The following is a 25332-nucleotide window of genomic DNA, read 5'->3' as shown; positions in this document are numbered from 1 at the left end:
ATCGGCGCAGAGCGACAGCCTACCTCTGACTGCCGCCAATCTTTGCAACAGAGCCTCCGTCGCCATGCTCACCTCGCTTTGGTGCACACGAGTATTGAGCATAGTCGAGATTGGTGCAGATCACTTCTGATATTGAACTGTCAGGAGCTGGCTGCACAACAGCCATTACGCCCAATCAACTGGTGCAGTCGTCTTCTGAAAATGACAGACAACAGTGAAACTAAATTTAATATGTTTGAACACAAACTTGATTTAGCTCTCCGGAATGATGATGTGGAGTATGTTCAGAAAATGATTGGGGATGGCCTTGAGCTAAATTGGCTCAACTCAGATGGCGAGTCTTTATTGTCAGCTGCGGTGTATCATGAGGCTCACAACGTCATCCACGAACTCATTGCGTCCGGGGCGGATGTCAATATCAAGGACAAAGATTGGCATGGCGACGGATGTGATACGCCACTGAACGCAGCCGCGCGTATCAATGATATTGAGGTGGTCCGTTTATTGATCGACGCTGGTGCGAATGTCAATCATCAAGGCAAGTTTGGTTCAACGCCACTGCACAACACGGACTGTGGGGAGTGTCAGAAGTTGCTGGTCGAAAATGGTGCAGACCCGTCAATCAAAAATAATGATGGTCAAACTGCCGATGACCTGAATGCTGTACGTGTCGCGGATCGAGTGTTCTTTGGTAAGGATTACAACCAAGCTGTTGGGAGCATGAACCTGGATTTGGGAGCAGAGCAACGGGCGTTGGAACAGCGAAGTGTTTTACAGCAGGCCATTGAAGACGAACCCCGAAACCGCCAATCGGTAACGCGCCGCATGTAACCAGATGTTGAAATGTAAAGCCCGCTTCGGCGGGCTTTTTTATGTTGCCTTCAACGTCAAATCATCATTGACAAAACATGGTTTTCTGTTTGATTGGAGGCATCTTAATCACATAAACGGGGGTGCGTCATGCGAACACAAATTTCGGCACGCGAGATGGCTGAATTCATCGAAACGGCGACAGTCGATGAATTGGTGGAGCACTTTAAACATCATAATGTTAATGACAGGGACGCTGTTGTTGCAGATGTGGGTTCAGGGCTAACCTTCGAGGGCGGCGCGCTTCAATACGCGATATTCTCGGATAAGGTTGACAGCGCCAAGCTTCAAGCAATTATCGACAGCGGGGCAGAGCTTGACAGCTTTGAGTTCCAATTGTTCAAAGAGTTGGAAGAGTATGATGAATATCCTGATGCAATCACGTTCCATGCGTTTGAGGATGCCAGCGCAGAGAAGCAAGAGGTGCTGCGCAACGCAGTGGAAGCGCACGCACACTGGATCAATCGCAAATACAGTGATGCAGAAATCTATGATTTGCTGACAACCGGCAACGTCGAGCGGTATTTTTCCGAACTCAAGCACGATCCCAACGATGAAATCACCTGGGAATACCCTGAGAAAAATATACGCTACACCGGACCCATCTGTGGTTTAGCCGCGTTTGAGGACAAGGTGAGCGGCTGGACATTCGAAAAATTGTTGCAGGCGGGCGGGGATCCCAATGCGCAATGTCGTGTGGAAAGCCTTGATGACACAGACAACTACGACGAACTGTCCGTGATCGAATTGTGCCATTCGGTTGATAAAATCAACCGTGCATTAGACAGGGGTGGAATTCCCACGGAACACCTTTTGGGGGACGTTCTGTATGGCATCAAAGATGAAGGCGTCAAAGCGTATCACGTTTATTTCCATAGTCCACCGGAGCAACAAGAAGAAGCGTGGCAGAGGCATCACATAGCGTCCGAGAACGTCAAACAGCTTGCGCCGCTTGAATTGAGGCTGGTCACTGAGCATCCCGACATCTTTGAAGCCCATCACATGCATGCAATGACAAACCCCCAAGCGGTCACCGAAATGCTTTTGATGGGCCACGATCCCCGCGCACTCAATGACGAGGGGCAAAGCTTGGTGTTGGCTTCGCTTTTGAACGGAAAATTTGAGACGTTTGAGGTCTTGCGGAGCTTCGGGGCGGTTGACGAAGGTGAAGGACAACGGCCCATGGATGAGGTTGTGAAGCACTTTGATGGAGTGAAGAATCTTCTTGTATATGGATCTAAAAAAAGAGCGTTAGACTATTTGATTGAACATTCAGAGAATCCAACTGCTGACTTGGCGTCTTATATGAAGATGGAGATCCCCGACGCTGATCGGATTGTTGCGCTGATTGATCGTGGCGCTGTGATGAGTGACGAAGCACAACGGCAATACATGTCACTTGGAAAAGGTTCCGGTATGGAAGACGTGTACAAGTCCAGAAAAGATGCAGTCCAAGATGCCTTAAACCGTCAACAGCGTGACGTAATCCTGGCGGAAGTGGGTGAGGAAGCGCCCGTGCAAAAAATGCGACGTAAAATGTAAAAGAGATAAGCCCGCTTAGCCGGGCTTTTCTTTATTGGGATTTTATCCCATTCAAAAGCGCTTGATGCTTTAAAGTGTCAATTGCACCCATTGACAATGTTGCCATCCGTGTTTAAGTGAATGTATATCAATAAAACGGAGGTTCTATGGATGCAATTACTATATGGTGTTTGGCAATTGGCATTGGTTGCGCCGCGAGTGCCGTCTTTTATATTTCGATACGCCGTTGGATGAAATCTGTAGAACATCCCGCAACCGAGCCCGAAATTGTCATCCGTCCCAAGTTGAAAGAGGATCCCGATGGCAACCGCCTGTCTTGCTCCATCTTTCAGGATGATGTGAATGCATTTAAGTCGCTTGTGACGGATAACCCAACTTTGGCTCAGCACTACAATTTTTACAGAGTGGGAAAAAGTGGCATAGAAACATGCTCAACACTCAACCGCATTGTTGAGTGCGCCGCCCCACACATGATTGAAAAAAACAAGGAAATGTTGTCGTTCGCACTTGAATGTGGGGCGGATATCAACGCGCGTTCGCCTGACGACGGTCGGACCCCATTGGAAGAAGCTATCTATCGTGATAAATTTTTTTTGATCCCTTTTCTCATCCGGAATGGTGCGCGTCAAGTCGAAGGACCACGGGCGGATGCGTTGACTAATGTTCCAATAGTTCTGTGGACATTCTATCAGTACAGCGGTGGGGGATTTAGATGCACCGATATGGAATTGGTGGATCTTGTTGATGCCTTTGCTTCAATCGGATTGGAAAAGAAAGAATTACAATTGCCCGGCAGTGAAACCTTGGACGCCCAAGATATAAAGATCATCGCAGATGATTGTCGGCAATCGTTCTTGAACCTGGTCGCGCAGGTTGACGCTGCCAAAGCAAAAAAAGAGAAGCATATCTTGTTTTGTGAACTTGCTGTCGCAACTGAGGATGCCGAAGTCCGACCAAAACGGCGCATGTAAAGGCAACCATTAGCCCGCTTCGGCGGGCTTTTACTTTGAGCTTGACAATATTGGCTTCCATGATTGTGTGATATATCTCAATCAAATAGGGGGTCAGTATGGAAGCAAGTTATATAGGGTTGATCGCATTGGGCATTAGTTTTTCATCAGGTGCAGTATTTTGCTTTTTGGTCAGACGGTGGATGAAAAGGATTGTAGAGACTGACGACTACCCCATGATGGAAAGACATTTTGACATCGATGGTTTTTTGGATCTTGTTTGCAGTAGGCTTGATGAGAGTGCGCCTAGCCTTGTTGGTGTGGAAATGAATCCGCACACTGGTAAGTTTTTGAGTTCGCGTCCAGAGAGATTGCGATCGGTGTTTTTATCGACTGTGTATGGTGAGTTAAAAGAAAAACTGGAGGGTGGATCCAAGATCAACCCACATGACGCTGCTACTCTGCTACAGATGCACAATCGTGCAAGATACTTCACCAATGGAGCAGGGGACATTCCGCAGTGGGAGACGGACCAGAGGTGGCCCACACTTGAAGAACAGTGCGACCATTTGATTGAGGTTGCGCGGCGCAGGCAGCAGAAAAAACTTTTGGACGTTGTGTCGGAAGTGCAGTCGAAAACACCTGCACCAGGTAAGCGAAAGATGTAGCGAATGAAGCCCGCGACAGCGGGCTTTTTCTTTGAGCTTGACAATGTTGACATCCATGCTTGATTGAATTCATCGCAATCAAATTAAAGGGGGTGTTATGGATAAAATCTATCTTGCAGTATTGCAAAACTGTTTTGATGATCTTCAGGGCTCTATCACTAGCTACATCGAGGCATCAAAATCGAAGGCGAAAGCTAAACGTTCGATGTGGATCAGAACAGTCTGTTTGTCAGTAGTGACTGCTTTCAGTTTTGGACTCGCCCTGGGCTGTTTTATCGCCAGTGTTTAAATCGGATGGGTTAATGGGTTTAAGGTAACAAGAAGCCCGCTTCTGCGGGCTTTTACTTTGAGCTTGACAATATTGCCATCCCTGTTTGAGTGAAGGCATCTCAATCAATTGCGGGGTCTCTATGGATTATGGTCATGTGCATGATATGTATGCGGACGAACTGAAAAAGTGTCTGTCCGACCTCGTTGCATTGAGTTCGACGCTAAGCGATCAACAACTCATAGGCCAAATCATGCTCCACGAAGGGGAGTGGGAGCTTGCTCAATACGTGGTGCGATATTCAAGCGATGTTCGTCTTGTGCGCGCGGCGTTGAACACTGGTGTGGACCCCAACATTGGCATTCCGGCGTTTTACACGGTGCGCAGCGATGATGCCGCCGCTTTGCTTGCTCCCTACACAACAATGCTCGATGTGCATGGACTGCTGATGAGATTGTGCGTGATGGGTGACACGTGGCGGATCCCAGAAGACTTGATCTATTCCGATGAGAACTACAAAGACGCCCAGGAGGGCGCAGCCCATATCCTCAAGCTCTGTGGGAACAGTATGGGGGTCCACCAGATTTACAACAATGCACCCTCAATCAACGCCAAGGATCTTCTGCTCAGTGTGTGCGCCAACAGTGCGGATCATGCGCGGGGCTTGATTGAGTGTGGGGCCGACCCATTCGCAACCGACGATGGGAACACCGCTTTGCACAACGTTGGTCACCCTGGGGTTGTTGAGTACCTACTGAGTTTGGGATTGGACCCCAACGCCAGAAATCGGCACGGTTCGACTCCATTGCATCTCGTGGACGACGCCGCATGTGTCCAGGCGTTGATTGAGGGTGGGGCGGATGTCAACGCGAAAGGGAGCAAGGGCCAAACACCATTGCACACGACGTTGAACGTACCGTGCGCGAAAGCACTGTTGGACGCAGGTGCAGAGATTGATGCGCGCAGCAATAGTTGTGCAACACCTTTGCACATGATGAATTCGCCGGAGGTCAGCACGTACCTACTCAGCCGTGGAGCCGATCCGAACGCACGGAATGATCTAGGCCGTACACCACTATTTGAATACATGCACTACTTAGGATGTCATTCAGACGCACTCCATTTAACTCGCGTACTTCTTGACGCGGGAGCGGATGTCAACGCCATTGATCAAGCAGGACATGGGGTGTTAACGCACGCTGCATTTAATGAGTCTGTGTTTCATGCGGTGCTGGATGCAGGTTACAACCCATTGGATAAGAAATCTCCAAATAACGGTAAAACCCTTCTTCATCATGTGGCAATGGAACACATTTCCTGCGGTTTGATGCACAGAATTATTGAACTGGGTGTGGATGTGAACGCTCAGGACAAATTGGGATTCACAGCCTTGCATTACGTGGCATTGAACAACGCAACGCGGCGCTTAAATTGGTTGTTGCAACGCAAGGCCGATCCAACTCTTGAAAGCGGGAGTGGTCACCGAGCGTCCGTCTATGCGAAGACGCCCAAAGCCAAAGAATTGCTGATTGAACATGAACAGCGCTGGATCCAGCGACCCATCAAACGTCAGCGCCGATTGCTTAATAAAGCCACCGGGCTGAGTACAGAACAGCACTCCGTTCAACGTCGAAAGATGTGACAACTGAGATAAGGGCAAACAAAGTAAAAGGCGCTTACAGCGCCTTTTATACTCCGATCCAGAGAACCATTTGCACCCTGTCGTGAACAGAGCCAGCCGTTCGACTGCTGGGAGACGCTCACTTTCATCCGGTTGGTCGTCTCGGCGCACATTCCATAAAGGGTGAGTAAGTTCCTTTATTTCCATTGCATCCTCATCATCCATGAATTGCCTGGCTTGTCAATATGGGAAGGCAACATGCTTGACAATATTGCCATCCGTGTTTGAGTGAAGGTATCTCAATCAAATCGGGGGTTTCTATGAGACAACTTAATACGTCGATTTCCCAGGGGGAGCAAGATCTGGATGTCTATGCAATTCTAAAAGTCAAGAATCCCAGCGCAGTATTGGATAGATCGCAAGTGCGTAGCTACTTTGAGGCGCACGACGTTAATGAAGTTATTGCGGTCAATGGCCCGCTGTGGCAGAGAGAAATGACGCCCCTTGCTTTTGTAGCATCCAAGTGGATGGAAGACGATGAGAATGAGGGCATTCTAGAAATTATGAGTGATCTTATTGAGCTTGGCGCGAGCGTAAACGCACACGTGACAAAAAATGGGTATGGGTATGGATGCGCGGATGACTATGACTATGACTATGACTATGACGATGATAATAAGAATGGACTTGATATTATTGATGTGGCTCGCGGTGGTGATCGTATAGCTCTGCTTTTAAAGAGTGGGTTGCGCCCTCGTGAGCGGCACATTGAGAAGATTATGTACGCCAGTGTTGACCCGGATGTCATAGCGGAAAAATACATTGGCCTGTTGCGTCTGCATCATTTCGGCAATTTGAATGCCCATGATGAAGGCTTGCGGCTGTTGGAAAATCTGGTTCTTGCGGGCTTTGATGTCAATGGCCAGGATAAAAATGGTAGTACACTTCTTCACTATCTTGATGATATTGAACACGTGTCTTTTCTTGTAAAGGCAGGCGCATCATTGGATATTGTGAATAATCATGGTCTCAATCCTCTTGATATGTACGATCCTAACTTCATAGCGCTCAACGCAAGTCGCAGAGACGCAGTTCAGTTGATGGTTGATCTAAGCATAGATTTAAACGCAAGGTTTCAAGAAACAGACAGCACGGCTCTTCATCAACTCATGACGTTCGGGAATTTGCAAGGCATACAAAATTTGCTTGATGCGGGCGCTGATCCATCATTGCGCAATAAGGCTGGAAAACAGGCTGCTGATATGACCTGTGAGGACAATGATGATGAACAAGAGGTGCGGGAAGCAAAAGCTTTGTTGGAAAGCGCAGCCACGCAACGAAAACTTTTGGAAGAACTGGGTGAGTCGCAACAACAATCTACAAAGCGACGTAAAATGTAAAAGAGATAAGCCCGCTTCGGCGGGCTTTTTTTATGCTTGACAATATTGCCAGCCGTGGTTGATTGAATATATCTCAATCAAAACGGGGGTTGTTATCATGAAAAGTCATTGGTCCGAAATGGTGTTGCGCGCAAAGGAGTTCTTAACACGATGGCGTGCAAAGGAAGTCGAACAGTTAATCACGGAGCCGGATGTTGCAGAGAATGCCTTATCCAGCCAAGTTGTAGACAGTATCCGTGCGATAGAACGATCTGTCGAAAGTGAGCGCGATTCTGTTGGTATGTATTGCTTGCGGAAAGCGTATCTCAGTGGATGCTTGGTGGATTTTAGTCAGATCATTCCGCACTGTTCGGACATCAATATGTCTTGTGGAACTGTGAGCGATAGAAAACATCGGATGAATTCAACCCTGCTGCATGAGTGCGTCAAAGATGGCGCAATCCATTTCGCTAAGGTGCTCATTGAGTGTGGAGCGGATCCCAATAGCACGTTGGACCTCAGATTTGAGTCCACGGTGTACGAGGCGACCCATACAATGCCTTTGCATTCAGCAGTCCTGGGCGGCGACATCAATCTTGTGCAGATGCTTATTGACGCAGGAGCAAACCTTCATGCCGTGGACGACAATGGAAACACCGCCTTATGCGCCGCTGCACTCAACGACAACATGGATGTTGCGACCGCACTTTTGAAAGCAGGGGCCAACCCCAATCAAGTGCATGACACCGTGATTTGTCCGCTTCTTTCCGCCCAATCCACAGCGATGACGGATCTTCTTTTGCACCATGGTGCCGATCCCAATCTCATGTTGGAGAATGGATATCCACTCTTATCTGCTCTCATTTTAAAGCGAAAAATCAATATTGCACGGTATCTCATCAAAATCAACGCGTGCAGTTATCAATTCCGCGAGATGGAAGAAGAGCTGTTGGACCGGCATCCATTTTGGATTGCGTATTACTGTGGGGAATTTGAAGTGTTCAAAGATCTTGCGAATTTCGCCAACATCAACCAGCATGGGTGTTATGATCTTGGACTTCTTGAATTTTCTGTTCGGGAGGACACGTGTGATTACACAAGAGTTCTCCTTGAGCATATGATGCGCGGTCATTTGAGAATAGACAGCGAGCTTTTGTATCTTGCGAAGTCGCGGAGGATGCAAGAAATGCTCATCCAGTTTGGCGCAGACCCCACAATAAAAAGCGCAGATTATTACGGAAAAACCCCAGATGAGTACATGCAGCAGTCCCATATTGATCGCAAGTTTGTCTGGCGGGATCTCGTTGAACGTGGACCACGGATCTTTGCAGAACACCAGCGCAAACTGTTGATGGAAAGCCTGGACATCAAAGACGAACAACAGCCCGTGAAGCGAAAGATGTAAAAGCAACAAAGTAAGCCCGCTTCGGCGGGCTTTTTTTATTGGGATTTTATTCCCACTCAAAAGCGCTTGTGGTTTTTTAATTCCAGCCAGCCTTATTGACAATGTGGACTTCTGTGTTTGAGTGAATGTATGTCAATCAAAACGGGGGTGGTAATGTCGAAAATCTTTTATGAGCGATTATGTGCTTGTGCGTTCATTTTGGGCTTCTTTGCAGAAATGGCGTACTTTGTTGTTATCACGCACAACGCACTGGTGTTCCGAAATGACGTGGATATTGCCATTGCCTGCTTGGCGTTGGTGCAAGCGTTTGTGATGCCGTACAAATACAAATCCCAAGCCCACAACTCATCTCAGTTTGATGTGGCTTCAATGCTTCAAAAATTGGTGCTGTTTGGATTGGCCGCGTATGCAGCGTGGAGCGTTGCGGACGCGTGGCACATCGGATTGGTTGGCTTGATGTCGGCAGGGATCATTTGCAGTCAAGTCGTTAAGATCTGTCTGCGCAGATATTCCCAATTGCAAAACAGTGTTCAGTGCTAAGTAAAACGCCCGCGGAAGCGGGCTTTTTCTTGACACGCCTTGAAATTCTGCTTGGATGAGATTTTTCATTCATCGAGGAATATCTATGCTCAAAAGAGAAGAATTAAAACCCGGAATAATTGTGTACGCCTGCGTTGATGCGCTTCACCGCAACAACGTGGACACCAAGCTTCGCGTTATCCACCCACTGCTGTGCCTGGGAGTCAACGACAGTGAAGGCGTGTGGGCGGTGGTCACCAGTATGGAAACACGACTCTCACTAAAACCCCGTTGGAAGACAGGACCGGCCACGTGGATCAACAAGCGCTCGTTTATTGACCCCAACCGCCCCGCCATTCGCATCCCCAACACCGTTTTGCTTGAAGCTGCAGAGGTTGGTGAAGCAGGGTACTACCACGACGGCTTTGATCGCCCAGGTGTCAAACCCAACGCCTTACAGTCCATCGTTGAGGCTCTTGGGATCGGTGACGAACTGCCCACAGTCGCATTGGTGAACATCAACGACCTGTCCATTGCCGAGTTGGAGCAGGTGATCCACAAAAAGCGCGAAGAGCAACGCAAGGCGGATCTGGTGCTGGTCCTCACCGGGATTGCAAAGGACTCAGGCTATGACCTGACCAACGTGGTGCTGTCGCCGCTCACGTGATGCATTTCAACACCTGTGTGCCAGTAAATTTTCATTGGACGCGCGACAGAGCGGATTTGCACCCCATTCCGCTGCGATTGAGCTTGACTCCAGCGGGAGAAAGGAGCTAGATGACTCGGCGTGGGCTTGACAATGTTCTATCTTCTGCTTCTGTGAATGGATCCAATGAATAGGAGGAATTATGGACTTGCTCAGAACTTTAGGACGTATCTACCAAGATGCCGATCAATCCACCAGTGACTTGATCAACAACAACATCCAGTTTGCCCAGGGGCAACAAGAGGACCGAAGCATTCGGCAGGATCGGATTGAGGAACGGCGGAAGCATCGGCGTTTAAACTTAGAGCTGGACGCCATCCAGCGGGCCAATGACCTGGCGCGTGAAGTGGAAGAACTTCAAAGGAAAGTGCGGAGTTTGGAGCATCGCTGTGAAGTCACACGCGATCTTGCAACGGATGTCATTTTGGACCGCTCAAGCATCATGAGTGCGATGAAAGCAGTGATTGCAAACTGGAATGACCCCGCACGCGTGGAACAGTTCCTTGCAAGCTTCGACACCGAGCGCCAAGATGAAAAGGCGCGTATTGAACAGGACAACGAACGCCAGAATGCCGCTTACCATCGCGTCGATGAGGTTGTTAACAGTTGGTCTCTGCCAAACTCAACACGGCGCAGACGCCCACCTGGGCTTAAGAAGAAATGACTGAAATGGCCACCTTCGGGTGGCTTTTTTTTCAGCAAAAAGGTCGGGGAATAGCTTGGCAATGGAAATTTGATGAGATATGATCCGGTTGCCAATTGCGGCCCAATAGACAAAAGATCACCAAATGAACGAGAAGACCTTTACCTGGAAAGAAGCTGATGAGCTGGAAAAGAAGCTCGCCAAAGACCTCGCGGCACTGGAAGAAAAGCAGGCTGCGGATCGTCAGCGCATCCAGGACGCGCGCCGCGCCTCTGCTGGCGACGCTCTTGAAGAAGTGTTGAACACCCTGTCCAACATCTCCGCTTATCTCACCGATGGGCAGAAGGCCCAGGTCGCCAACTTCTTTGGGCCGGTGAAGAAGGGTGGTAAGGCTGCTGGCTCCAAGCCGCGCAACACCGTTCCCAAGGAACAGCGCGCCAACAACCGCTTCCTGCACGACGGTAAGAAGACGCCGTTCTATTACGGTGGCAAGGGTCCCAAGCCCGAAGTCCTCAGGAACTTTGAAGCCAGCGAAGCGGGCGCAAAACTCACCGCTGAGGGTAAGCCCACCTACGGCGATCTGTAAGTCCTGCTGCAAACGCATTGGTTAAGCCCGCTTCGGCGGGCTTTTTCTTTCTCCAAAAATAGAGCTTGACAATATTGCCTTCCATGATTGTGTGAATACATCACACACATACTTCGGGGGCAACATGAATATTTTTTACATCAACCACACAAACCTCATTTGCAACGAAGACAATGCTTCCGTCCGCTTTGAATGGTGTCAGACGCTAGCGGGTTACCACGTCTTTGATGCATTCGTATGGAACGGTGAGGGATGGGCTGATCAACCTTACAAGATCATGGCGGATGAATGCAGCCGGGTTGCAGCCATTGATGCCTGGGAACAGCTTGAAGAACGCTTGTTGTCTACGGAAATGGAGGAAGCAGCGTTTTACGAAAACCCAAGCATCTACGAACTGTACGCGCTGAGCCGCGATCACTGGTCCTCGGAGTCCATCAAATGGTAACTCCGTCGTACGATGCATTCGGGTGTACCGACTTGCACAACGCCATCATCCGCCATGATCACAACGCCATTAAAAATCTTGTGGCGAATGGTTGGGATGTCAACGTTTGCAATCTGCGCGGCGAAACACCACTTCACTTCGCTTTGTGGTGCAGCACGTCGTTAAAGACCAACCCATCGGCCACAAAAGACATAATCCGCTTGCTGTTGGAATTGGGGGCCAATACACGTCTGCGCACCCATTATGGAATGTCGTGCCAGGACATCGCGCTACACACCGCACGGCCCGATTTGATCGAGTTGATCGACGGTGAGGTCCAACGGTTGCGCATACTCAGCGCAGTTTGCGATCAACCACCAGAAAAGCAACGCACCAGAAAGATGTAACAGCACAAGAGTAAGCCCGCTTCGGCGGGCTTTTTTTATTGGGATTTTATCCCCAATTCAAAGCGCTTATATGCTGTAAATAATATCAATCAATGCTATTGACAATGTTGTGATCCGTGTTTGAGTGAAGGTATCTCAATCAAAAAACGGGGGTTGTATGAAATCCATCTTATCTCAATTGCAAGAAAACGGATTTGTCGAATTGACAGACAGCGCGCAACTGTGGACTCGCGAAGGAGTGGTGCGCGAAGCCATCATCCGCGCCAAATCCAACAGTGACTCAGATTTCTTACGCGGATGGGAAGGGGATCTGTCCGCCGAGTATTACCTGACATTCCATTGGGTGGACGCATCGGAAGTCGCAACCCATGACTTGGCTGACATTCTTGAAACCGCCAAAAGACTCAACGCTATGCCCGAAATGACGGAGGCTGCATGAAGAAAATACTCATCTATCTCATGGGCGTGGCATGTGTTGCCCTGGCAATGTCTATCATTTTATTGATCGTCAACTTGTGTATACCTTACGCGCCCATCTCCATGGAAATTTTTTTACCGGTGCTTTCATCATTTGGCGTCTGTATTCCAATTCTCTTAATGGAATTTGAGTCAGAAGTGGTGTTTCATTGAAATATTAAAGAGCCTTAATTGGCTCTTTTTTTCATTCTGAGATTTCAATTTCAAATAATGTGAGATAACTAACACTTTTGATAAAAAATGTCAATTAAATCTATTGACATGTTAATTATATTTCGTATGATCAATACATACAAAGAGAAAGGGGTTTCAAAATGATTATCGCTACACTTACCACCGCAGCCGTCATGCACATCACGATCTGCAATATTTTAAACCGCATCTGTGCAATCTAATTCACAATTCAATTCTAAAGGGGAATAACAATGGAACAAATCATCAACGCCACCACCTTAAAATTCACAGCCGTTGCAATCGGTGTCGTCCTTGTCGGTTGGTTGGTCTGCACTTTGATTGGCGGGTTGTTCAACTCGGTGTCGTCATCGAGCAGCATGTACGACAAAGCCGACGCCGCTATTGCCGCAAGCAAGGCCCGCTAACCACACCATTCAGGACTTCTTATGAGCAACACAAGCAAAGTTTTCAGTAATAAAATCAAACGTGATAGCAGAAAAATCAAACGTGAAATTCGCTTGATCAAAAAATTGAGAGACAAATCCAAACGCCGCTAATCACCAATCCATTCACGGAGCATTGCATGAACTTATCAACCCAACTTTTCCACGCCGTCGAAACCGCCAACTTAAAAGCCGTTCGTTCTATCGTCTTAACCAACTTCCGCGAAAAAGATGGACGCGTGGACGCCGCACAATTGACCGCGCTGACCAACAGCAGAGCCACCACCTGCGACGCCACTCCCATCCACTTGGCCTGCTGCTTGTACCGCAAAGCTCTGCTGACAAACGACGATCAACTGGCTGGTGTGTACAACACAATTATTGAAGTGCTGGTGCGCGACGGGTATGCATCCGTCACCACACTGATGAACCGCAGCATCAACCGCCGCACCGGCCAACGCGATGACTACACTGGAACAACGATCTTCCAATTGTTCAAAGGTTGTCTTCCACCCTATGTTCAGGAGTATGTCAAATCCATCGACATGACCACGTACGACAAGTACACCGCTTCTATCAACTGATTGATCCGAACATTAAAAACTTAAAAAGGAACCGCTATGAAATTACGCTATGAAAAAAAAATACGGACAAAGCGCATTAACCTACTACACTTTGCGCGCAGCGTTGTACGCAGCCATCGCTTTCAACATCTACGGAGTCTTCTATGTCTTCTGTGTTGAAGAAAACGATCCCATGACCTATGAAACGCCCGTATCCATTCAGGAGCAAGCAAAATGAAGACATCTGCACAGCAACGCTTAAAGCGCTTTGAACGTCAAACACAAGTCCAGTTGCACGCCGCCTCCATCCTCTGTCTTGCGCTGGTCGCGTTTGCCCTGGGTCTGGCTGTCTGAGAGATAACATCATGTTGCACATATAAAAAAGGACCGAAAGATCGGTCCTTTTTGTTTGGATGTGTTACGACAGTTTGATTTGCAAATTCAGTTCGTGTTCCAAACGTTTCACCCGATCATCCCAGTTCTCCACCGGTTGTCCTGCGGCCATGCGCAAATCTCTCACGTGTGAATCGTATTGCAATCCTTCCAACACACTGGCTTTCTTTTTCAGGTAGTGCCGCCGCCTGCGTACCGCACCGGGCGTCATCGACAACGAATTGCGCACGTACCAGGGCGCTTGCACTTCTCCGTACACACGACGCGTCCAGTTTGATTTGAGTGTCACGTACGAGCGAAACCAAAACGAACGCCACACTGACCGGTCTTCATGGTTGGGGGTAATGGAAACACGGACCTCTCTTAACCAGCAGTTTTCCTCCGTCAACGCCATGGTGACATCGATGAGCCGCGCGCGGGGGACAACAAACAGGTTCAACCCAGCTTTGGTGGCCGTAGCGGTGTATGGACCTGTGACATCCGACCGTTGAGCCTTAAATCCAAACAGAAGAAGCGATGACATCTCACCCACACGTTGGGGTGAGCCACTGCGTGCGGTCAACGCCAACACGACATGCGTTGGCAACACCGTAACAAACACCGTGCAGCGCTCCTGGGTCCATCGCGCCGCAATGGCTTTTTGAACATGCTCCATGTCGGTTTTTGGTGACAAATGAGTGAGATGGTTGCGGCTTCTAAGCAACCCTTTGTCGCGTATGCGCTCCAACTTGCTTTGCCACGTGGGATCCATCCTTGTGGTGTTCGTTGTCAACGCGGACAGGCAATCGGAATTCCCAAATTTTTGGATGCACGGTATGCACGAGGGGATCCAGTTGTCCATGGAAACCTCCCCACCCAAAGCCACAGGTATAGCGTGGGTGACGCCCCACGCGTTTTTCTTTTCCGCGTTGATCACATCCCCGCAGTACGCGCACACCCCGCCAAACAAACCCAATATTGTGGGACGCGCGTATTTTGGGACGCTGTGCCGTTTGCGTTTGTTGAGCGTAAGAATGATCGAGAGCATTTCATCTTTAATATTCATGTTGTTCCCCTGTTGATGCACGTCTTACTCAATCACAATTTGCTGTATTGTCAAATATTGGCCTTGACAAATTAAGCGCGTGTGTTGCTATGTATATATCCACCCACACAGGGGAAAAAATATGAATTTCAATGATGAGAACTACCAGCGGCTTGCGAAAGCGGCTGGAAATCTTGAAAAGAATAATGGTGACGAAAAGTCGGCGGATGAGTTTCGGTTGGCGCTTGATGGTATTGTCAATCTTAATGCGCTCAACGAACAAGGCAACTCAATGATGCATATTGCTGCGTACAAAGGGCAAGCGTTTGTCCTGAGTGAGCTTATCAATGCGGGCGCGGACATCAATATTGAGAACGAAAAACATGGTGTTCGACCGTTGCACTTAGCCATCGTCAAGAATTCGTTCGGGTGCGTAAACGAGCTTTTGAAAATGGGTGCGGATGTCAACGCCACAGACCACGAGGGGTACAACGCCTTGCATGTCGCAGCGGCGTACAGCTTGCCGCAAGTGACTGAGAAAATTCTACAAGCAGGAGCCGACGCAACAGCGCGTACTAAAGATGGACAAGTGCCAGCGGAACTCGCAGACGATTTTTCCCTACGGGACCGTTTGACCGAGGCGTTGAACACTCAGACCAATGCAAAAATCATGAGTGAAGTCACAGCAAGCCTGGACGCAGAACCGGTGCGAATGCGGCGGCGAATGTAATAGAAAAACGAAACCCGCTTCGGCGGGTTTTTTGATAGACTGGGATGGAACTGGACGGTGGAGGTGTCCTTTGAAAGTAAATGCTTTTCAACTTATGGTTGAAAATAGGTTTGACGAACTTTTGACAAGTATTGATCGCGGCGAAGTCGATAATCTTAACGCTGATGGTCGTGTGCTTGGGATGAAATTGATGCATTACGCAGTGAGCTATGATAAGCCGTATCTAATAAGAGAACTTGCTCGCCGTGGTGCTGATGTGAATTGCATTGATCACGAAGGGAGGACACCCTTGGTGTCGGCACGGACAGTGGAAACAGTTAAGGCTCTACTTGAAGCTGGCGCAAACATTAACGCAATGGATCATTCTGGTCTTACGCCAATCTTCCATCTTTGGGGTGATGTCGAAACTGATGCTATTAAATTGCTTGTTCATGCGGGTGCGGATGTCAATGCAAGAAACAAAGACGGCGAAACGCTTCTAATGCATCACTTCATTAGCGCAAGTGAGTGGTGCGCTAATGAAGTTAATCCAGTGGCGTCCCTAATCGCCCTTGGGGCTGACGTTAATGCAGTCAACAATGATGGTGACACTGTTTTACATATGGCAGCATATGGGGCAAATGGTGAGGAAGTAATTGGGGTTCTGCTTCATGCTGGTGCCAATCCCTCTGCATTAAATGCCAAGGGGAAAACCCCCGGTGATGTTGCAAACAGATCGGGCATTAAATCGATTATTCAACGAGCAGTGCTAAACGCGGAGTTGCTTGCGTTATCTGAGAATTCACCGGACCGCATCAAGCGTGGTGAAGGTGGGATCTGACAACTAACAATTTTTGGTTGCACGATAGGCCGTCCAATGGACGGCCTTTTTTATGCCCGTTGAATTCTCAACACCTGACGATGAAGTGTTCCAGGGTACTTGAGGCAGGACAACGTATGTATAACCAGAACGGCTGGACGAACAAAAGGTGTTTGGTTTGAGAACCTGACGCTGCGCGCGTTGACCGGACCAGACGCTTGATTGTTGTGCGAGAACCAAACGGTATCACCAGACGGCTGCACGCACGAACCCACAGAGCGGACCAGACGACGTGTGCAGGCCGTCCGAACAGACGGCGCACAGGTGTCTCGCAAGCAACCAGACGTGCAGCCAAGAGCCGCAGGCGAGGGCAGGGGGTGCCCAGCCAACAGGTACAGACGGCTGACACACGAACGACTTGACAGCGGTCAAGACGAGCTGCAGGCCCAAGCCGTGGTGTGGCACTGCAAACACCCAGAAGAACAGCACGAGACGGCCAGGACGGGGCACTGACTGGCGGTGGAGCGCGCCAGTGGGCAAAGCAAAAAACAATAAAGCCCGAGCGCCCGCAAAGAGCAACAGCGGGACAGCCGGAGCAAGGCAGAAGCGAAAAGCCAGAGCAAAAAACAAAAAAGCGAAAAGCAAAATCAAAACCACGCGGGGGCCGAAAGTCTACAGCCGTCGGTTTGGGACTGAACAGAACGTATGCACATGTCGCACCTTCGGTGTTGTAACGCGGTGTACATAAAAACGATTAAAAGCACACGAAAAGCCTACAGCAGCAAGGCTTTTCAGATGTACACGCATGTGTATTTATTTGCCTTAATAAAATACCCAAAAACCCTTGATTTGCTTGAGTTTCGGCAATGAGCTTGACTTTATCCAATTTTTTGTTTGAGTAAAGGAAACAAAAAGGAGGAAAAATGAAAAAAATTAGCAAGCACATCAAAATTACAGAGCGGCAGAACGAACGTATTGAACGTCAAATGGCCGGTTGCGGTATGACATTTGTCGATTGGATCCGCAACGCCATCGAAGTAAAGCTCAGCCAAGTGGAAACAGTGGACGCCATTGAGCAAGCAAAACAGGATTTACTGCGCACCCAAAACGACCTGCGCAAAGAACTGGCAAATCTCCGGCTCAACCTATTGGCCGATCAAAAATCCTTTATTGAGAAAGCCGAGCAGGTCGCTGACGCCATGTCCGAGCATCACATCAAGATCGCACAGCAACACATTTCAGGAATGACAACCGTTCTCAATAGGGGGCTTGAGTCGGGCGCGCTGCATATCGGCTCACCGTCATCGTCAAGCAGCAGAAGCAGTCATTCATCGGGTGGATCGCAAGTGTCATTCCCCAGCGGTGACAAATCGTAATTAAAAAAATCGGTCGTGGTGTACAGGGGAGCCTCACGAACGATGACCAACAACCTCCCCAGGTACAAAACTATTTGAATTCACAACAAGGAGAATGATTTATGAAAAACATTGTATTGGCAGCAGCGGTGGCAGTGGCGTTGGCAACAGGCGGAATGACTGCACACGCACAAACCCAGCAAGAGGACCAACGGCGCACAGAGAAGGCCGGAAAGATCGGCTGTGTTGTCGGCGGATTGTTGGGCGGTGTGGTGGGCGCGAAGGTCTTCAAAGACGATCAAGCGGTTGGAGCGGTGGGCGGTGGAGCATTGGGTTGCGCGGGCGGAAACTTCTTTGGCAAGAAGTGGAGCAAAGCAAAACAACTCAAAGAGTTCCAAGAGGCACAAGCCCAGGCGCAAGCCGCAGGCTTGACCGCAACCGTCGATGCGCGGGACGGTGTGGATGAGCGCGGCAAACCCACCAAAGAGTTGGGCGCAATGGTGATTGCATACAACCCCAGCGACTTGTCCCCGATGTCGGCGAAAACATCGGCGGTGTTCGACAAGGTGGCCGCAATCAGCGTGCGCTCCAAAAACCAACTGACCTTTGAGTTCAGCGGACGCCAAGGCTGTGAGTTGCCGTTGGCCGAGTTGGGCAAGCGTGGCGCATTCAACGGCGCGGGTGTTCAACACGCGGTGAAGGTCAGTTGCGGACAAGGGGACAGCAAGTTCGTCATCACCCCGTTGCCGGAATTGGCGCGTCAGTAATCCAAAACGATACTGGGCGTCGCAATGACGCCCAGTATCCCCAGCACGTTGAGCAATCAATAAGGAGTGAATATGTCAGACGATAAAAATAAAAAAATTGATCCGCGCGCATTAGAGATGCAGATGGTTGACGACGAGGATCTTGTTGACGACTGCAACAGCAAGGATTTGGATCGGGCGGTTGATAAGACAGTCGAGGCCGCGCAGAAGGTCAAAGATGGTGCAAAAAAAATCGGAAGTGGTTTGTGGGGTGGATTGAAAAGTGGCGCGACAGCAGCCGCCAAGAAAGCTTCCGAAGTCAAAGAAAAACAACAACAGAAAAAACACGATGAGGCCAGCGCGCCGCACAGCGTTGAAGAACCTGTTGTCGCACAAGCAGAAACTGTTGCAGATGAAAGGGTGGGTTACGACCTTACACACTCAGCCCCAGCAAATGTGTCCATTGCAATTGCCCGTGCGCCCGAAATGGATGAGTCATTCTTTAGCGATGATCGGGTTGAACAACCTGAGCTGCAGCAAGACGGTGAAAAGAAACCCCCTTCACGCAAACCCATTGTGTTGGTCGGCGCGGCATTGTTGATCGTTGCTGGTGTGGTTGGAGGCTATCTGTATTGGCCCAGCGACGACACCACAACAGTTGCGGTCGAAAAGGTTCAAGAAGAAAAGCCCATCGTGGAGTTCAAAACCAAACGCGGTGCGATCTTGGATGAGCGCGTGACGGCGATCTTTGGAAAGACCTGGGTCGATGGTGAGAAGTCTCTTGTGATTTCCAAAAAGGGTGAGGTGGTGTTTATCAACCCTGTGGGTGATGTCCGCGAGGAATACAACATTGAGCCATCCGGTGAGTACGAACCCAATCAGACCAATCCGCGCATATTGATTGATGCCGGGAATGGATTTGTCAGGGCAACGGTCAATTATGGAAACGCAAGCAACACGGTTCCCAAAAGCATCGTCTTTGATGAAGTGGCTGGCGTGTCGATTGTGTTCCGCGAAAAGTCGGTTGTTGATGCCGAACGTGCGCAACAAAAGGTTCAAGAGCCAGCCGTCGTTGAAGAACCGAAAGTTGAACAACAACCAATTGCTGTTGAACCAAAACCTGTGAGTGTTGAACCTCAAGCAACACCAAAGGTTGAAGCGAAGGTCGAGCCGAAAATTGAAACGCCCAAACCGGTTGCGTCTGTTGCACAACCCGCGCCACGTCCACGACCTGCCCAAACAAAACCTGCGCCCAAAGTTGAGCCACGCAATGCGCGCTCACAGAACTGGCAGGACAAAGCCAGCGATGATTTGGACGAATGGGCAAAACAATTTTAAAGCTATTGACAATGTTAGCTTCTGTGTTTGATTAAACAAGGCATATATATAAGGAGTCAAAATGCTCAACAAAATATACGATCAATACAAAACAAAGTTCGGCCTGTCGCTGGGCAGCAAGATTTACAATTTTTACGGACGGAAGTTAATTCGCACACCGTTGCACAAGTATCCCAAGATGAACCCACACTTAGAGCGGGAATATTATTACAACGTGGGTGATCGAGGCAGTACAGCGGATATTTCTGAGTCGGAAAGCAATTGGCGGGATAACAGTTTGCTTTTAGCTCAGATCCGCGACGAAGAGGCTCCGCGTGTGTCGCGCGGCGTGTTCATGACATCACTTTCCATTATTTGTTTTTTGGGGTTGGTGTTTTGGTTCATCATTAAAGTATAAGGGGGTGATATGGGTTTAAGTATTTTTACAATTCCAGATTTTATGGAAAAGCTGTATGGTCGATTAAAAGGCCAAGGCTCTATTCCAACGAGTGAGCAAAAAACAATCAGCAACGCCAACAAGCGTTTTCATCGTTTGATCAGTCGCGGTGACCGCCATGTGCTCAATGGTGAACTGCCAAACGTTCAGCTGAAGGACTACGAGAAAGTTCAAAAGATGGGCGCGAAGATGCGTGAGGACGGATCGCTGTATGTGCCCGAGGGCGTCAATCGCGAGCCATTCCGCATGTACTCGCCGATGGTCGCAGAAGACCTGGATGACGAACATTCGACGTACAAAGTCACAAGCGACGGCTTGCCCTGGGAAAACTTTGTCACCCCAACCGACACCACGCAGGGGGGCGACTCAACAGCAACATCAATTGTCTACGGAATGGTTCCTGTCTTGGCGGCATTGACCATTGTGTTGATGGCGTTGCCGGGACTGTGGGCGTTGCTCGCGTGTCTGCCCGCTGCCTTGGTGATACCGCACCTCATTGCGTTGTACCAAGGGGAGTCAATCACCGAGGCCGTCAAGAGCGGATTTGTTGGCTTCATCCTGCCGGTTCTCCTGTCGTTGAACGTGGTGTCCACTGTGAAAACAGGGAAAGCCGTGGCCGCACTTGACCAGGCGCAGTTGGTGTCAACCAGCCAAGGGCTTTCGGCGTCGGATCTGATAGCCGGGTTAGCCAACAATGCGATTTCAGCACTGACCAACTTCGCCACCGGCCAATGGGGTTTGGTGGGCAACATCTCCATGGCCTTGGGTCTGTTTATTGTGGGAAGTGGTTTTGTGATGCTACTTGGCTCATTGGTGAATGCTGGGAACGACTCAAAAGTTGGCGGGGCTGTTCAAGGCGGTAAAGCCTGGGTGTGGGCGTACGCCAAGTTGTGCTTGGCTTTGGGGTTGGTGTTGTCACTTCCACCCGTTATGGCTCCATGGGTGATCTTGTTGTTCGCATCAGCGTACGCAATGCGCTACACCGAACAGAATTTCCAAGCGCGCGGCTGGGTGTTGGATCAGCAAAACAAACGGATTGGCGGTGTGATGCAGGATCACTCGTATCAACGTGATATGGACGACCGTCAGTTCCAACGGATGAATGTTGAGAACGACAAATCTCCGGACATCGTGATTGCTATTTCCACAGGGTATTTGGCGCGCAAGGGCTACAACTTTAGTCCCGACCAAAACAAGTTCATGGTGATGTCGATCAACGACATGTGTACCCACATGTTGAACTTGGGGCGAACTGGTATTGGTAAAACAACCAACTTTGCGCGTTTGATCGCCTTGCAAATAGCTCTGGCGGCCATGAACGGATACCGCGTTGGTTTGTTCGTCTTGTGCGGAAAGGGAACGTTGCCCGGTGAAGTCCGAAACGCGTTGGATTGGAACATCAAGCCTGGTATGGCGGTGGGCTTGATTGAGGGATTGAAGGCAATGGATTTGGCCGACGCCATCAACTCAATGGTTGCCAGTTCGTCCGCTAAAGACAAGATGTGGAGCCAAGGGGCAGATTTTTTTGTGGTGAACACCTGTCTGATTTTTGAGGCGTTGTGTGAGCATGAAAAAACGGTCTACAAAAAAGCTGTTTCGGAGTTAACCAAGATCGACGCAATGCTTCCCAATTTGGAATTCATTGTGAAGCAGTTGAACTTCAATCCCGACACCAAGAAATCTGATCAGCACCACAAAGCTGTTCGCGCGTTGCAAGAGACACGCGACCGCCGTGAATTCTATGCTAAAGAAGTGAGCCGTCCGCGCGAATGGCATTGGAGCTACGACCATTTCGTGAAGACCAAAAAGATGTTGAACGACATTGTGGTTCCCAAAGGCGGTGAAGAGGGGGAGATTGGTCCTGAGATCAAACGTTGGTTCAACTTCTTGGGCGTGAATGTGCAAGGCGAGAGCCGCAGCCCCATTGCCATCCACCCCAAAATTCAAGTTGAAGGTTCTGCTTTGCAAAAAGCTGTGGGTTACATTGCCGAAACCTGGGCCAAGTACCCTCACGAACAACGTCAATCGTTTCTTTTGAACGTTGATCAACGCATCAACCCCTTGTACCAATCCGAACATTTGGTTGACGAAAACGGAACCCCTTGGACGGCATTGACAAGCGGTGTGGATATCACGGGCGTCATGCGTGGGGATCGCATTGGGATCGATCTTCCAGAAGCTCTGCACAAAGAGGCTGGCACCGCCGTGCAAATCCTGTTGAAGCAGCGGGTGTACGCCAAACTCAAACGCCGTGTTGAAGCCCCCGATTGGCGCAAAGAAATGCCCGATGACACGGTGTTCATCCAGTTGATGGACGAATGCCATTTGTTGGTCAGCAAGCAAGAAAAGGGCTTGCTCAGCATTGCCCGTTCGCTTGGTATGGGTGCTGTGTATTTAACCCAGAACGTGGAAGGTTTAATGCAGTGCTTTGAAACCCGCGAAGATCTTGATGCGTTCCTGGATTGTTTCCAATCCGTCACCTGTTCCATGGCCTCCAAAGCAAGCTATGAGTGGGTTGCGGGTAAGGTGGGGCATGGGTCGATTGTTCAATACGAACCCACGGGCCGTGGTTTTGATTACAAGGCCAGCACCAATGCCTTCAAACGCTCAACGCTTAATGTGGACGATCACCCGCAGCGTGCGTTCTTGCGGAAATTGAAACGCTTCGGCATGGGGAAAGTTGTATCTCAAGACATGCTGGTCAGCGATTACGGCCACCGTTGGGATCAAAAGATGCAGGCGTTGCAAGGAACCAATGTTGGCGAAGCAGCAGGATCCAAAGCGCGGTCAGCCATTATTGTGGGTGGGGCAGGATCCGCGAAAGACGGCGAGATTGTGTCAGCGGTGGAATTGGAACGCGAACTCAACACAAGTGGTGGTACACGTGCGTTGGTGTACCTCAACCGAGGAAACGTGCGGCGGGTTGATTTTGCTAAAACCATTCCTGTCACACCCGGCAAAGTGGACAAGTACATGGAACGGTTCAAAGCGGAACGCTTGGAACCCGAGAACTTCCAGAACGAATTGGCATAAAACAACAACTCAAAATAGGAGAGCAATAGTATGAACAAACACATTGAAGACCAGAAAGCCTACAACGACGCAATGTTCAGCACCAAGTTGGAAGATATCTTCCAAGCACCGGACGACACATTCCGCGCGGAAAAGCAGCAGGCAGCGGAAGGCGGAGACCCCCAAGCGCAAGCCTGGGTGGACCACGACGCCACCGTTGATGGACTTGAGCGCCGCATTGGACAGTACGACCATGAAATTGAACGCCGCCAAGATCCAACCCATGTGTTGAAGTTGGAAGAGCACTACCAAAGCATTTTGCACGCGCGCACCGTGTTTTTGGAGAACAACCCTAAACCCTTAGCGTTTGGTAAAGACGAGTGGCAGAAGAAGTTCAGTGTGTACGAACAACAAATTGAAGACAGCAAGCAGCAGATGCACGAGTGGGAAGAGAAATCCTCCCCCGAAGTTTTGGCGGAATTGACCAAGCGCCGCAATCAAAAATTTGAAGAGTTGTTGGAGGCCACGGGCGAACGTCAGAAATTGGGTGAACTGCCATCGGAGCAATTGATGCACGCCCAGGCGTCAGCGGATGCATACAATCTTTTCCAAGGCCGTGACTCCTTTTCCTTAGCCGAGCGCATCCAGAAACGCCGCGAGACTTCCGACGGTGACAGCGGGCAGTCCGAACAAGGAGAGCGTCAAGGTGGGATGGCGTGGGCGGCAGAAACTTTGGCAAAACCAACTGAAGAGGAAAAGTTGTTGGCTGACTTGCAGCACAAGTTCGTGTTGGAAAACAATCGCTGGCCCAAGGAGAAGGAAATTGACGACCTTCTGTTCAAACATCAGCGCACGCAAAGCGGGCACGTGGATGTCGAAAGCGAAGAACAAACGCAGGTGCAAACCCAGCGGCGAAGTCAAACTTGCACCCAGTAACACAAAAGGCCGGGAATTCCCGGCCTTATTATTGGGTGGTTGACAATATTGATTTCTCTTTTGTAATAAATACAGATTGCTAGAAAAGGGGAATTCATGAAAACAAAAATTATTCTATTTTATCTTGCGCTCATATTTGCAATTCCGTGTGTCGCGCACACTACAAGCGCATACAACGAAAGGCCCATGATTAGTGAAAATCCGATCAAGAACGCCAACGAAACGCAGTGGTGGAATTTCTTCAAGAAGAAAAAGCACGAGCGGATTTGGAAAGGTGTTCACCCCGATATGCGCACCAAGTTGGAAGCGGTGTACAGCGCGATGGCCCAACGCGGATTTGACATCCGCCCCATGGAAGGGTTGCGCAGTGAAGCACGTCAAGCGTCGTTGCTTGCCAGTGGCAGTGGGGTAACAACCGTGGGCGCTGGCATGAGTTGCCACAACCACGGATACGCCATCGACAGTGTGATGTATGTGGATGGTAAACCCACCTGGGACATGGACAACCAACACGTGCGCGACGGCTACCTTCTGTTTGGCGAAATGGTGCAGGCCGTGGGGCTTGAGTGGGGTGGTGCGTGGACAACCATCAAAGACTATCCCCATGTCGAAATGCAAAGCGAATGCCGTGTTGCCATTCGCGCAAAACGTAGCGGTCAAAAGCCACCCGTGATGGTGGCAGACCCAATGCAATTACCGCCCGACATCCTGTTGGCGTCGTTCGTTCAACCCAGTCCCAATGGAACCATATGCACATTCGACAGTCCGTGCGAACAGCAGGCCTTTTTCGCCGCAATGATGTGCCCAACGCCTCTACACACGCCAGAACCATTGCCGTGGTCCGTGATGAGCGGGTATTACGCGTACAGTTGGACTTGACACATTGCAAACCCCCTTTAAGTTGAGTGAAAAAGGGGG

At 49.6% G+C, this 25332-nt stretch carries 28 protein-coding genes; 27 read left to right on the top strand and 1 reads right to left on the bottom strand.

Going from position 1 to position 25332, the window contains the following annotated elements; translation table 11 throughout:
- From QRO95_RS25305 to QRO95_RS08010, 18 genes are all read left to right on the top strand, one after another.
- Nucleotides 1–831, top strand: an 831-nt coding sequence (locus tag QRO95_RS25305; RefSeq protein ID WP_343237325.1) for an ankyrin repeat domain-containing protein, incomplete at its 5' end; no start/stop codon positions are given.
- Between the two features lie 156 nt (nt 832–987).
- Complete coding sequence (locus tag QRO95_RS08090) at nt 988–2412, top strand: hypothetical protein (RefSeq protein WP_099476149.1); 1425 nt, start codon at nt 988–990, stop codon at nt 2410–2412.
- A 146-nt stretch (nt 2413–2558) separates the two neighbouring features.
- Nucleotides 2559–3383 carry a hypothetical protein gene (locus QRO95_RS08085; RefSeq protein ID WP_285302230.1) on the top strand — a complete coding sequence of 275 codons (825 nt, stop codon included), beginning with the start codon at nt 2559–2561 and terminating at the stop codon, nt 3381–3383.
- A 98-nt stretch (nt 3384–3481) separates the two neighbouring features.
- A complete protein-coding gene (locus QRO95_RS08080; protein ID WP_143570083.1) occupies nt 3482–4030 on the top strand; it encodes a hypothetical protein in 549 nt (182 codons plus the stop codon).
- 434 nt (nt 4031–4464) lie between these two features.
- On the top strand, nt 4465–5940 hold the full coding sequence (locus QRO95_RS08075) for an ankyrin repeat domain-containing protein (protein WP_242876484.1): 1476 nt from the start codon (nt 4465–4467) through the stop codon (nt 5938–5940).
- Nucleotides 5941–6203: 263 nt separating this feature from the next.
- The gene (locus QRO95_RS08070) at nt 6204–7319 is read left to right on the top strand and encodes an ankyrin repeat domain-containing protein (protein WP_242876463.1); all 1116 of its coding nucleotides are present in this window, start codon (nt 6204–6206) and stop codon (nt 7317–7319) included.
- A 58-nt stretch (nt 7320–7377) separates the two neighbouring features.
- On the top strand, nt 7378–8703 hold the full coding sequence (locus tag QRO95_RS08065) for an ankyrin repeat domain-containing protein (RefSeq protein ID WP_285302227.1): 1326 nt from the start codon (nt 7378–7380) through the stop codon (nt 8701–8703).
- Between the two features lie 129 nt (nt 8704–8832).
- On the top strand, nt 8833–9243 hold the full coding sequence (locus QRO95_RS08060; RefSeq protein ID WP_182681029.1) for a hypothetical protein: 411 nt from the start codon (nt 8833–8835) through the stop codon (nt 9241–9243).
- An 85-nt stretch (nt 9244–9328) separates the two neighbouring features.
- Nucleotides 9329–9889, top strand: coding sequence for a hypothetical protein (locus QRO95_RS08055; RefSeq protein WP_182681028.1), 561 nt, complete (start codon nt 9329–9331; stop codon nt 9887–9889).
- A gap of 181 nt (nt 9890–10070) precedes the next feature.
- Nucleotides 10071–10592 (top strand): hypothetical protein, encoded by a 522-nt coding sequence (locus QRO95_RS08050; RefSeq protein ID WP_182681027.1) that lies wholly within the window; start codon nt 10071–10073, stop codon nt 10590–10592.
- A gap of 124 nt (nt 10593–10716) precedes the next feature.
- Nucleotides 10717–11157 (top strand): hypothetical protein, encoded by a 441-nt coding sequence (locus tag QRO95_RS08045; RefSeq protein WP_088470203.1) that lies wholly within the window; start codon nt 10717–10719, stop codon nt 11155–11157.
- 124 nt (nt 11158–11281) lie between these two features.
- Entirely contained in the window at nt 11282–11602 is a 321-nt protein-coding gene (locus QRO95_RS08040) for a hypothetical protein (RefSeq protein WP_182681026.1), read from the top strand.
- On the top strand, nt 11596–11988 hold the full coding sequence (locus tag QRO95_RS08035; RefSeq protein WP_088470202.1) for an ankyrin repeat domain-containing protein: 393 nt from the start codon (nt 11596–11598) through the stop codon (nt 11986–11988). Before QRO95_RS08040 ends, QRO95_RS08035 begins: the two co-directional genes overlap by 7 nt.
- Nucleotides 11989–12145: 157 nt before the next feature.
- Nucleotides 12146–12427 carry a hypothetical protein gene (locus QRO95_RS08030; protein WP_088470201.1) on the top strand — a complete coding sequence of 94 codons (282 nt, stop codon included), beginning with the start codon at nt 12146–12148 and terminating at the stop codon, nt 12425–12427.
- Entirely contained in the window at nt 12424–12618 is a 195-nt protein-coding gene (locus QRO95_RS08025; RefSeq protein WP_099476141.1) for a hypothetical protein, read from the top strand. Before QRO95_RS08030 ends, QRO95_RS08025 begins: the two co-directional genes overlap by 4 nt.
- Before the next feature lie 272 nt (nt 12619–12890).
- A complete protein-coding gene (locus tag QRO95_RS08020) occupies nt 12891–13064 on the top strand; it encodes a hypothetical protein (RefSeq protein WP_158490959.1) in 174 nt (57 codons plus the stop codon).
- A 158-nt stretch (nt 13065–13222) separates the two neighbouring features.
- Nucleotides 13223–13666, top strand: coding sequence for a hypothetical protein (locus tag QRO95_RS08015; RefSeq protein ID WP_088470199.1), 444 nt, complete (start codon nt 13223–13225; stop codon nt 13664–13666).
- 49 nt (nt 13667–13715) lie between these two features.
- Nucleotides 13716–13883, top strand: coding sequence for a hypothetical protein (locus QRO95_RS08010; RefSeq protein WP_285302225.1), 168 nt, complete (start codon nt 13716–13718; stop codon nt 13881–13883).
- Between the two features lie 180 nt (nt 13884–14063).
- Here QRO95_RS08010 and QRO95_RS08005 read toward each other — a convergent pair whose 3' ends face one another.
- Nucleotides 14064–15083: an HNH endonuclease gene (locus QRO95_RS08005; RefSeq protein WP_182681024.1), complete on the bottom strand. Its 1020-nt coding sequence runs from the start codon at nt 15081–15083 to the stop codon at nt 14064–14066.
- Nucleotides 15084–15204: 121 nt separating this feature from the next.
- On the opposite strand from QRO95_RS08005, the gene QRO95_RS08000 reads away from it, so the two are divergent.
- The 9 genes from QRO95_RS08000 to QRO95_RS07960 all read left to right on the top strand — a co-directional run bounded on the left by QRO95_RS08000 (nt 15205) and on the right by QRO95_RS07960 (nt 25293).
- Nucleotides 15205–15792, top strand: a complete 588-nt coding sequence (locus QRO95_RS08000) for an ankyrin repeat domain-containing protein (RefSeq protein WP_158490958.1) — start codon at nt 15205–15207, stop codon at nt 15790–15792.
- A gap of 70 nt (nt 15793–15862) precedes the next feature.
- Nucleotides 15863–16612: an ankyrin repeat domain-containing protein gene (locus tag QRO95_RS07995; protein ID WP_143570037.1), complete on the top strand. Its 750-nt coding sequence runs from the start codon at nt 15863–15865 to the stop codon at nt 16610–16612.
- A 902-nt stretch (nt 16613–17514) separates the two neighbouring features.
- Nucleotides 17515–17967: a hypothetical protein gene (locus QRO95_RS07990; RefSeq protein WP_182681023.1), complete on the top strand. Its 453-nt coding sequence runs from the start codon at nt 17515–17517 to the stop codon at nt 17965–17967.
- A 101-nt stretch (nt 17968–18068) separates the two neighbouring features.
- Complete coding sequence (locus tag QRO95_RS07985) at nt 18069–18713, top strand: glycine zipper 2TM domain-containing protein (RefSeq protein WP_182681022.1); 645 nt, start codon at nt 18069–18071, stop codon at nt 18711–18713.
- A gap of 72 nt (nt 18714–18785) precedes the next feature.
- Nucleotides 18786–20030, top strand: a complete 1245-nt coding sequence (locus QRO95_RS07980; protein WP_285302223.1) for a hypothetical protein — start codon at nt 18786–18788, stop codon at nt 20028–20030.
- A 61-nt stretch (nt 20031–20091) separates the two neighbouring features.
- Nucleotides 20092–20427 carry a hypothetical protein gene (locus QRO95_RS07975; protein ID WP_182681020.1) on the top strand — a complete coding sequence of 112 codons (336 nt, stop codon included), beginning with the start codon at nt 20092–20094 and terminating at the stop codon, nt 20425–20427.
- A gap of 9 nt (nt 20428–20436) precedes the next feature.
- Nucleotides 20437–23499, top strand: coding sequence for a hypothetical protein (locus tag QRO95_RS07970; RefSeq protein WP_285302221.1), 3063 nt, complete (start codon nt 20437–20439; stop codon nt 23497–23499).
- A 30-nt stretch (nt 23500–23529) separates the two neighbouring features.
- Nucleotides 23530–24414: a hypothetical protein gene (locus QRO95_RS07965; protein WP_285302220.1), complete on the top strand. Its 885-nt coding sequence runs from the start codon at nt 23530–23532 to the stop codon at nt 24412–24414.
- 96 nt (nt 24415–24510) lie between these two features.
- Entirely contained in the window at nt 24511–25293 is a 783-nt protein-coding gene (locus QRO95_RS07960) for a M15 family metallopeptidase (protein ID WP_197599704.1), read from the top strand.
- The last annotated feature ends 39 nt before the right edge of the window (nt 25294–25332 follow it).

It is taken from the genome of Stenotrophomonas maltophilia group sp. Smal13 (assembly GCF_030236855.1).
In the GTDB taxonomy this organism is placed as follows: Bacteria; Pseudomonadota; Gammaproteobacteria; order Xanthomonadales; family Xanthomonadaceae; genus Stenotrophomonas; species Stenotrophomonas maltophilia_A.
The sequence above is the reverse complement of the archived record's forward strand: the minus strand, read 5'-3'. Positions and strand labels throughout refer to the sequence as shown.